Genomic DNA, 9764 nt, shown 5'->3' on the forward strand with positions numbered 1-9764 from the left:
GCCCCGGGAGTGGCGCCGCACCAACCACCGAGTTCACCCCGCTTACCTTTTCACCCGAATGCCCCAGGTCAAGTACCGCCTCGCCGGGTGCGCTCGCCGGCCGAGGTGCGTGACGCCGCCGCCCTGCTGCGTACCCCGCTGCCTGCCGCGCTCTGGGACGACCTGCGCTCCGAAGGGCTCCTCCCGGCCCCGGGCGCGCCCACCGGGGCACCGGCCCCCGGGGAGCGGTGACCATGGACGCGCCCGCGACGATCGTCGACGCCCACCACCACGTCTGGGACCTCGCCGTGCGCGACCAGGAGTGGATCACCGGCGAGGAGCTCGCCCCCATCCGGCGCAGCTTCACCCTCGCCGACCTGGAACCCGAGGTCCGGGCAGCGGGTGTGGGTGCCACCGTCCTCGTGCAGACCGTCTCCGTCGCCGAGGAGACACCCGAGTTCCTGGCCCTCGCCCACGACAGCGACCTCGTCGCCGGGGTCGTCGGCTGGACGGACCTCACCGCCCCCGACGTCGCCGACACCCTTGCCGCACTCCGGTCCCTGCCCGGCGGCGACCGGCTGACCGGCATCCGCCACCAGGTCCAGGGCGAGAGCGACCCGCGCTGGCTGCTCCGCCCCGACGTGCAGCGCGGCCTGGCCGCCGTCGCCGACGCCGGTCTCGTCTACGACCTGATCGTCCGGCCCCACCAGCTGCCCGCCGCGACGGCTGCCGCCGCCCTGCTGCCCGGGCTCACCTTCGTGCTCGACCACGCGGGGAAGCCACCCGTCGCCCAGGGGCATCTCCAGCCCTGGGCCGACGACCTGCGGGCGCTGGCCGCCCTGCCCAACACGGTCTGCAAACTCTCCGGCCTGGTCACCGAGGCGGACCCGCGCCACTGGACCGTGGACGACCTGCGCCCGTACGCCGACGTCCTGCTCGACCGCTTCGGACCGGGACGGCTGATGTTCGGCTCGGACTGGCCGGTGTGCCGCCTCGCCGCCACGTACGAGGAGGTCCTCGGGGTCGCGCGCACGCTCACCGCCGGCCTCTCCGAGGACGAGCGCACCGCCGTCTTCGCCGGTACGGCGACCCGGGTCTACCGGCTCGGCTGAACTTCCCGCCGTCGCGGCGGACGGACGGCGGCCCGGCCAGCGGTGGCCGACCGTCCGGAGCCTGCGGCAGGCTGGACACATGCCCGAGCTGCCGGAAGTCGAAGCCCTGCGGGTCTTTCTCGGCGACCACCTGGTCGGCAGGGAGATCGCCCGCGTCCTCCCGCTCTCCGTCAACGTACTCAAGACGTACGACCCGCCACCCGCCGCACTGGAGGGGACCACCGTCACCTCGGTGGACCGGCACGGCAAGTTCCTGGACATCGGCGCGGGCCCACTCCACCTCGTCACCCATCTGGCCCGGGCCGGCTGGCTCCAATGGCGGGAGTCCTTCCCCGCCAAACCGCCCGGGCCCGGCAAGGGGCCGCTCGCCCTGCGCACCGTGCTCGACGGCGGCGACGGCTTCGACCTGACCGAGATGGGCAGCAAGAAGGCGCTCGCCGTGTACCTGGTCCACGACCCGATGGAGGTTCCCGGCATCGCCCGGCTCGGCCCCGACCCGCTGGCCCCGGACTTCGACCGGGACGCCTTCGCCGCCCTGCTCTCCGGGGAACGCCGCCAGATCAAGGGCGCGCTCCGCGACCAGTCGCTGATCGCGGGCATCGGCAACGCCTACAGCGACGAGATCCTTCACGCGGCGAAGATGTCCCCGTTCAAGCGCACCGCCGACCTCGGCGACGACGACATCAGCCATCTCTACTCGGCCTTGCGCACCACCCTGGAGGAAGCCGTCGCGCGCACCAGCGGGGTCGCCGCCGGCAAGCTCAAGTCCGAGAAGCGCAGCGGCATGCGCGTCCACGGGCGGGCGGGGGAGCCCTGCCCGGTCTGTGGGGACACCGTGCTGGAAGTGTCGTTCAGCGACTCCGCGCTCCAGTACTGCCCCACCTGCCAGACCGGCGGGAAGCCGCTCGCCGACCGTCGGACGTCACGCTTCCTGAAATGACGGGCCACGCCGAGGCCCTGAAATGAACGGGCCGGGCAGAGGCCTCCGGACACCGCCTACACTCCGGCCTCATGCTGCGCGTACTCGCCGTCGACGACGAAGAACCGGCCCTGGAGGAACTCCTCTACCTCCTGCGCGCCGACCCCCGCATCCACAGCGCCGAGGGCGCCACCGGCGCCACCGAGGCGCTGCGCCGCATCGGCGCCGCCGTCGACGCGGGACCCGACGACCCCGACGCGATCGATGTCGTCTTCCTGGACATCCACATGGCCGGACTCACCGGTCTCGACGTCGCCCAGCTGCTGGGCGGCTTCGCCTCGCCCCCGCTCATCGTCTTCGTCACCGCCCACGAGGGCTTCGCCGTACACGCCTTCGACCTCAAGGCCGTCGACTACGTGCTCAAGCCCGTACGCCGCGAACGCCTCGCCGAGGCCGTACGCCGCGTCGCCGAACAGGTGGGGGAGCGTACCGCGCCCGTGCACGACACCGGCGGCGATCCGGTGCAGGTCGAACTGGGCGGAGTGATCCGGTTCGTGCCCGTCGAGGACATCGCGTACGCCGAGGCCCAGGGCGACTACGCCCGGCTGCACACCGCCACCGGCAGCCACCTCGTGCGGATTCCGCTCACCACGCTGGAGGAACGCTGGCGCTCCCGGGGCTTCGTCCGCATCCACCGCCGCCACCTCGTCGCGCTCGCCCGCATCGACGAACTCCGCCTGGACGCGGGCGCCATGAGCGTGCGCATCGGCGGCGCGGAACTCGCCGTGAGCCGCCGCCACAGCCGCGCCCTGCGCGATCTCCTGATGCGCCAGGGCAGTCGCTGACCAGGTCGGGTTCCGATCGCACGCACCGGACGTCACCGGACCCCGCCCTCCGGGCGGACCGCGCCACTGTCGAAACGCGCCCCGGTGCCGCGCCGGCCGAGGCCCCTTCCCAGTCGCACCCCGCGCACCCTAAACTGCCCGCTCATGTCCGCAGAGCCCACGCCCCGGCGCGAGGTCGTGACGGGAGTACCCCGGAGGGTGCGTCCGCTGCCGCGCCACCGCACCCAGTCCGAGATAGACGAGCAGACCGCCCTCGGCGGAGCGTACGTACGCTCGCTGATGCGCAGCCAGCTCCGCGCCGGGCTCACCGCCTTCGCGGCCCTCGCCCTCGTCGCAGGCACCCTCCCGCTCGTCTTCACCACCCTGCACAGCGGCGCGGTCGTCTGGGCCGCCCTCGGGTTCGCCGTCTACCCGCCGATCACCCTCCTCGCCTGGTGGTACGTACGCCGGGCCGAACGCAACGAGCGGGACTTCGCCCGGCTCGTGGAAGGCCGCCCCGCCCAGTGACGAAACCCGCCGGCCTCCCGCCCGCCCTCTTCGCCCGCTCCGGTGAAGGGCACGTCGAACGGTGAACACGCCCGACCACACGGCGTCGTGGGCGGCGGTCGCCCTCGTCGTCCTCGCCACGGTGCTCGTCGGCGGATTCGGCCTGCGGATCTCCCGCACCACGTCCGACTTCTACGTCGCCTCCCGCACCGTCCGTCCCCGCCTCAACGCGGCGGCGATCAGCGGGGAGTACCTCTCCGCCGCCTCCTTCCTCGGCATCGCCGGACTGGTGCTGGTGCACGGTCCCGACATGCTCTGGTACCCGGTCGGCTACACCGCCGGCTATCTGGTGCTCCTCTTCTTCGTCGCGGCCCCGCTGCGCCGCTCCGGGGCGTACACCCTGCCGGACTTCGCCGAGGGCCGCCTCGAATCGCGCCAGGTGCGCCGCCTGGTCAGCGTGTTCGTCGTCGGCGCGGGCTGGCTCTACCTCGTCCCCCAGCTCCAGGGGGCCGGGCTCACGCTGCAGATCCTCACCGGTGCGCCCGGCTGGCTCGGGGACGTCCTCGTCGCCTCGGTGGTGGTGGTCGCGGGCGCGGCGGGCGGGATGCGGTCGATCACCTTCGTCCAGGTCTTCCAGTACTGGCTGAAGCTGACCGCACTGCTGGTCCCGGCACTCTTCCTGGTGCTCGCCTGGCAGGGCGACGGGCGCCCGGCCGTCACCTTCGGCGGGCAGCACGCCGTCTTCCGCGCCGACCACCCGCTGTACGCGACCTACGGGCTGATCGTCGCCACCTTCCTCGGCACCATGGGGCTCCCGCACGTCGTCGTCCGCTTCTACACCAGCCCCAACGGCCGCGACGCGCGCCGCACCACCGTCGCCGTACTCGCCCTGGTCGGCCTCTTCTACCTGCTGCCACCCGTCTACGGAGCACTGGGGCGCCTGTACGCCCCCGAACTGCGGCACGGCGGCGAGGCCGACGCGGCCGTACTGCTGCTGCCCGCGCGGGTCATCGGCGGGCTCGGGGGCGACCTGCTGGGCGCGCTGATCGCCGGGGGAGCGTTCGCCGCGTTCCTCTCCACCGCCTCCGGCCTGACCGTCGCCGTGGCCGGGGTCATCACCCAGGACGTCCTGCCGCAGCGCGGCGTGCGCTACTTCCGGCCCGCCACCGTCCTCGCCATCGCCGTGCCCCTGGCCGGGTCGCTCCTCGTCAGCAGGGTGCCGGTGGCCGACGCGGTGGCGATGGCCTTCGCCGTCTCCGCCTCGTCCTTCTGCCCCCTGCTGGTGCTGGGCATCTGGTGGCGCCGGCTCACCCCGCCGGGAGCCATCGCGGGACTGCTGCTCGGCGGCGGCTCGGCGCTGCTCGCCGTGGCGATCACGGTGAGCGGGGCCGTACGGCCGCCAGGCTGGCCCCACGCGCTGTTGGCCTGGCCCGCCGTGTGGTCGGTGCCGGTCGGCTTCCTCGCGATGGTCCTCGTCTCGCTCGCCACCCCGGGGCGCGTACCCCCGGGCACCAACGCGGCGATGACCCGTTTCCACCTGCCGGAGGCACTGACCGCGGGGAGGGACCGATGACCGCGGCGGGGATCGCGGTACTCGTCGTGATGATCGCCCTGCTGACCGGATCGGCCTTTCTCCTCGGCCGCCGTACCGTCCGTCCCGTGCGGCCCAGCGACGTCGGTACCCCCGTCGAGCACGCGACCTTCGAGACCTTGCACACCGCGTCGCTGGCCGCACCCCCGCTGCGGGCCGGACTGACCGAGGACAGCGCCCGGCGCTCCGCCCGCCGGCTGCGCTCCCTGCTGGGCACCGACGCGCTCTGCCTCACCGACCGCGAACGGGTACTCGTCTGGGACGGTGCGGGGCACCACCACGGCCCGGAAGTGATGGAGCAGGTCAAGGAGCTCCTGGAGAACGGCCGTGACACCGCCTTCACCACCGACTGCGGCGATCTGGACTGCCCGCTGCGCTGGGCGGTGGCCGTACCGCTCACCGTCGACCACCGGGTACTCGGCGTGCTCGTGGCCCACGCGCCACGCGAGTCCGCTGTGCTGGCGCGCGCGGCGGGCGAGGTCGCCCGCTGGGTCTGCGTACAGCTCGAACTCGCCGAACTCGACCGCTCACGGACCAAGTTGATCGAGGCCGAGATCAAGGCGCTCCGTGCCCAGATCTCCCCGCACTTCATCTTCAACTCGCTGGCGGCCATCGCGTCGTTCGTCCGCACCGACCCCGAACAGGCCCGCGAACTCCTCCTGGAATTCGCCGACTTCACGCGTTACTCCTTCCGCCGGCACGGCGACTTCACCACTCTCGCCGACGAACTCCACTCCATCGATCAGTACTTGGCGCTCGTGCGAGCGAGGTTCGGCGACCGTCTCGCGGTCACCCTGCAAGTGGCGCCCGAGGTGCTGCCCGTCGCCCTGCCCTTCCTCTGTCTCCAGCCGCTCGTGGAGAACGCCGTCAAGCACGGTCTCGAAGGGGCCGTCACCCGAAGCCGGATCACCATCTCCGCCCTGGACGCGGGCTCCGAGGCCGAGGTCGTCATCGAGGACGACGGCACCGGCATGGACCCCGAGCGGCTGCGGCAGATCCTGCGAGGCGAGGGTGGCGCCTCGACCGGCATCGGCCTGCTCAACGTCGACGAGCGGCTGCGCCAGGTGTACGGCGACGACTACGGACTCGTCATCGAGACCGGCGTCGGTGCGGGCATGAAGATCACTCTGCGGCTTCCCAAGTACCGTGCCGGGGTCCACGGCTCCTGACCCCGGCGCCGGCCTCGCCTCTTCATGACGGCAGTTGAACCGACGGCCGCTGATCCACGTGGGCCAAGGTGAGTGGAGTCGTTGAGCAGATACGAGGTTGCGATGACCGCCGGTCCGGCCGAATGCCCGCACGTGAGGCTCCTGCTCGGTGCCTACGTACTCGACGCGCTGTCCGAGCGGGAAGCGCACGAGGTCTCGCTTCACCTGCTCCTCTGCGGCGCGTGCGCCGCAGCCGAGACGGAGTTGGCGCGGGCTCCCGGCTTCCTCGCCCTGCTGACCGAGCAGGATCTGCTGGAGTAGCCGGGCAGACCGCGCTGGAGCAGCCGGAGGGCGTAGTAGGAACGCGACTTGACGGTGCCCGGCGGTATGCCGAGCACCTCGGCCGTCTCCCCGACGCTGAGCCCGTGGAAGTAGATCTCCACCAGCACCGCACGGTGTTCGGGACTCAGCCCGCGCACCGCCGCGCGCACGTCGAGGGAGCGGACCGCCGAATCGGCGGTGTCCATGAGGGCGGAGGCGCATTCCAGTACGGAGTCGCTCACCTCGGTGGGCCGTGCCTGCCGCGACCGGCGCGCGTCGATGGCGAGACGCCGGGCCACGGTGAAGAGCCACGGGCGCATGGACTCGTACGGCGCGGCGAACGCCTCGGGATGCTGCCACGCGCGCACCAGCGTCTCCTGGACCAGATCCTCGGCCCGCTGGCGGTCGCCGAAGGTCAGCCCCTGGAGGAACTGGAAGAGCGCAGGGCCGTGTTCCCGCAGCAGTTGCGCGATGGCCCGTTCGTCGGTGGTCGCCGTGGACATCGTGGAACGTCCCCTCCCGCAGGTCGCAGCGGCCTCGTTGCCGCCTGGCGTATACGAACGCATCGACGGGCGGAGGAACAGGCCGTGGGCCGCGGTGTGCGACGAGCGGTCGCACGGAGCGGCGAGCGGTGCGGTGAACGGTCGGCGGCCCCGGCTACGGACCCCTGCGGTGGGCCATGCGGGACGTGCTCTACGGCACCACCGTCACGGGCCAGCGTCCCGCCTTCACCAGCCGCACCGCCACCGAGCCGACGATCCGGTGCCCGGCCGACTCGGAGGCGCCGACCACCACGGCGTCCGCCTTCAACTCGTCCGCGGCGCTGACCAGCCCGTTGTACGGGTCACCACGGAAGGTGTGGAACTCCCAACGCACGTCCCAGGTGTCCTTCATCCGCTCCGTGGAGGTCCGGATCTCGTTGATCAGCCCTTCCGCCACATCACCTGTGGTTCCCGCCACCGGCGCCCCGAGCGCCGCCCCGGTGACCATCAGGGGCTGGACGTAGACCAGCGCCAGCGTGGCGTTCTGCCTGCGTGCGAGCCCGGCCGCGTAGGCCGCCGCGCGCATGGAGGAGTCGGAGCCGTCGATGCCCGCGACGATCACTTTGGGACCGTCAGTGCCACGTTCGAACTGGTGTCGCTGTTGCTCAGTCACGGCAGGAAGGCTAGCGGCTCGCGTACCCGGGTGCCGAACGGGTCGGGGTGCGGTGCTGGGCCGGTCGGCACAGGGGCGGTCCTTCCATCGGGTACACCTCACCTGGCCTTCGTGTCGCACGACACGACAAAACGATCTTCGTGCGAGCAGTTGGTCATGAAGTATGAAAAGAAGCCCCCCGGGCGTCGGATGCTGCTCAAGTGCGCGGCCGGGCTCGGTGCCGCGGCCGCCGCGCACCTGATCGCGGCGGAACCTGCCGCCGCCCCCGCCGGGCCCGCCGCGGGCCCGCGAACCCCGGTGGCGGCAGGTCCGCCCGCCGCGGTGCCCCGCAGGCCCTCGGCCTACCGGCTCCAGCCCATGGTCGGTCAGGCCGCCGAGGCCGCACCCCGCCGCCGGCCCGCGCGGCCACCCGTACGCACCCGGCCCTTCGAGGAGCTGCCGGACCTCGGCCGTGCGATGGTGCTCACCTTCGACGACGGCCCCGATCCGCTCTACACGCCGCAGATCCTGGCCACCCTGCGCCGGCATCAGGTGCACGCCATGTTCTTCCTCTGCGGCGAGATGGCGAACGACAACCGGGATCTGGTGCGTGCCATCGCCGAGGACGGCCATGTGATCGGCAACCACACCTGGACGCACCCCCTGATGACCGGCCTGACCCGGGCGGAGGCGAGGGACGAGATCGAGCGGACCAGCGAGGTGCTCCAGCGGACGGCCGGTGAGGCGCCGCTCTGGTTCCGGGCGCCGTACGGGGCGTGGAACCGCAACATCTTCGAGATCGGCGCGGAGCTGAACATGGAACCGATGGCCTGGACGGTGGACACGCTGGACTGGGAGACGCCCGGCACCGACGCGATCATCGGCCGGGTGCTGGACGGGGCCGCCCCCGGAGTGGTCGTGCTCTCCCACGATGCCGGAGGAAACCGGTCACAGACCGTCGAGGCGCTGCCGCTTTACCTGCCCCGTCTGATCGACGAGGGCTACCGGCTCACGGTGCCGTACCGCGTCTGAGCGCCCGAGTGCGGGGACCCGGGGGTGGTGCGCGGACCGGGCGGAGACGTCTTCGCCCGGTGTACTCCGGCCGGCCGGTCCGCGGTCAGCGGGTCTCTGTCAGGCGCGCGAAGACGACCACGTTGCCGTCGTACCCGGCGGCCTTCGAGTAACCGCCGCCGCAGGTGATGACCCGGAGCTCGGCGTAGCCGGTGTCCCCGTACACCCGGGGGCCGGGGAAGTCGGCCTTGGAGAAGACCTCCACACCGTAGATCTCGAAGACCGCGACCCTGCCGTCGTAGCGGGTCACCTCCACGTGCTCGCCCTTGGTGAGGGCGCCGAGCCCGTAGAAGACGGCGGGCCCCGACATGTTGTCCACGTGGCCGACGACCACCGACGTGCCCCGCTGCCCCGGCGAGATGCCGTTCTGGTACCAGCCCGCCAGATTCTTGTCCTGCGGGTCGGGCGCGGCGATCCAGCCGTCCTGGTCGAGGCCCACGTCCACGATCGGGGCGTCCACCTTGATCGCGGGGATCGAGACGCGGGCGGCGGGGGCGTACGGCAGCATCTGCACCGGCTCCCCCTCCACGGGGATGTCGTCGACGTCCCGCACGCTGTCGATGCGGGCGGCCGCGACGGGCTGAGGCGGCCCGTCCGGCACGTCGACGCCGTTCCTCATCAGCGCGACCCCGGTGAGCATGACCAGGGCGACCGCCCCCCAGGGAGTGTGTCTGGTCCGCCGGACCTTCCAGTTGTCCCGGCCCATGGTTCTCCCTTTCGTCGCCACGCTCGGCACGCTAGGGGTGCGCGGGCGTGACGGCGATCGGAGCGGGGCGAACGGGTGGCGAGCGGTCCTCGCAGGTCAGCAGCCCTGCCTGTCGGCGTAATGGTCAGATAAAAATTCTGACGGCCCGTGACCTGGGACTCCGTCAGCTGGTGTCACGCGCCGCTCGGCGTGTCGCCGTACCAGGGGCGGTGGTGCCGACATGCGGCCCGGGCCCGGTTCTGGTGAGGGTTCGTCATGGGACGCGTTCGGTCGATCCCGGAGGAGAGGCTTCCGGGGCGCGTCCCACTGGAGGTTCTGACAATGCGTGCTACACGCGCTCTCGCGGTCACCGCGACGGCCAAGGGCGGCATCAACGCGACCTTCCTCACCGACCCGTCCTTCGACACGTGGACGGACCAGGGCCGCTCCACCCTGGACGAGAAGACCCGCGC

Annotated in this window: 11 protein-coding genes and 1 pseudogene; 9 read left to right on the top strand and 3 right to left on the bottom strand. The window is 72.2% G+C overall.

Annotated features, from left to right (window positions below):
• Positions 1 to 87 precede the first annotated feature (87 nt).
• From ACWD3D_RS27460 to ACWD3D_RS27495, 8 genes and pseudogenes are all read left to right on the top strand, one after another.
• Positions 88 to 231: a hypothetical protein gene (locus ACWD3D_RS27460; RefSeq protein ID WP_451463471.1), complete on the top strand. Its 144-nt coding sequence runs from the start codon at positions 88 to 90 to the stop codon at positions 229 to 231.
• Between the two features lie 2 nt (positions 232 to 233).
• Positions 234 to 1091 carry an amidohydrolase family protein gene (locus ACWD3D_RS27465; protein ID WP_451463472.1) on the top strand — a complete coding sequence of 286 codons (858 nt, stop codon included), beginning with the start codon at positions 234 to 236 and terminating at the stop codon, positions 1089 to 1091.
• A 79-nt stretch (positions 1092 to 1170) separates the two neighbouring features.
• Positions 1171 to 2031, top strand: coding sequence for an Fpg/Nei family DNA glycosylase (locus ACWD3D_RS27470; RefSeq protein WP_451463473.1), 861 nt, complete (start codon positions 1171 to 1173; stop codon positions 2029 to 2031).
• Between the two features lie 71 nt (positions 2032 to 2102).
• Complete coding sequence (locus tag ACWD3D_RS27475) at positions 2103 to 2855, top strand: LytR/AlgR family response regulator transcription factor (RefSeq protein ID WP_451463474.1); 753 nt, start codon at positions 2103 to 2105, stop codon at positions 2853 to 2855.
• A gap of 144 nt (positions 2856 to 2999) precedes the next feature.
• Positions 3000 to 3362, top strand: coding sequence for a hypothetical protein (locus ACWD3D_RS27480; RefSeq protein ID WP_451463475.1), 363 nt, complete (start codon positions 3000 to 3002; stop codon positions 3360 to 3362).
• Positions 3363 to 3423: 61 nt separating this feature from the next.
• Entirely contained in the window at positions 3424 to 4914 is a 1491-nt protein-coding gene (locus ACWD3D_RS27485; protein ID WP_451463476.1) for a sodium/solute symporter, read from the top strand.
• Entirely contained in the window at positions 4911 to 6101 is a 1191-nt protein-coding gene (locus tag ACWD3D_RS27490) for a sensor histidine kinase (protein WP_451463477.1), read from the top strand. Before ACWD3D_RS27485 ends, ACWD3D_RS27490 begins: the two co-directional genes overlap by 4 nt.
• Before the next feature lie 102 nt (positions 6102 to 6203).
• A pseudogene (locus ACWD3D_RS27495) lies at positions 6204 to 6281 on the top strand (zf-HC2 domain-containing protein); the annotation flags it as partial.
• Between the two features lie 20 nt (positions 6282 to 6301).
• Here the strand turns inward: ACWD3D_RS27495 and ACWD3D_RS27500 are convergent.
• Both ACWD3D_RS27500 and ACWD3D_RS27505 read right to left on the bottom strand, forming a co-directional pair.
• Positions 6302 to 6904 carry a sigma-70 family RNA polymerase sigma factor gene (locus ACWD3D_RS27500; RefSeq protein ID WP_451463478.1) on the bottom strand — a complete coding sequence of 201 codons (603 nt, stop codon included), beginning with the start codon at positions 6902 to 6904 and terminating at the stop codon, positions 6302 to 6304.
• A gap of 190 nt (positions 6905 to 7094) precedes the next feature.
• On the bottom strand, positions 7095 to 7556 hold the full coding sequence (locus tag ACWD3D_RS27505) for a universal stress protein (RefSeq protein ID WP_451463479.1): 462 nt from the start codon (positions 7554 to 7556) through the stop codon (positions 7095 to 7097).
• Positions 7557 to 7712: 156 nt separating this feature from the next.
• On the opposite strand from ACWD3D_RS27505, the gene ACWD3D_RS27510 reads away from it, so the two are divergent.
• Positions 7713 to 8567: a polysaccharide deacetylase family protein gene (locus ACWD3D_RS27510; protein ID WP_451463480.1), complete on the top strand. Its 855-nt coding sequence runs from the start codon at positions 7713 to 7715 to the stop codon at positions 8565 to 8567.
• 85 nt (positions 8568 to 8652) lie between these two features.
• Here the strand turns inward: ACWD3D_RS27510 and ACWD3D_RS27515 are convergent, their stop codons facing one another.
• A complete protein-coding gene (locus tag ACWD3D_RS27515) occupies positions 8653 to 9312 on the bottom strand; it encodes a class F sortase (protein WP_451463481.1) in 660 nt (219 codons plus the stop codon).
• Positions 9313 to 9764 lie beyond the last annotated feature (452 nt).

This window comes from Streptomyces sp. NPDC002690 (genome assembly GCF_053592415.1).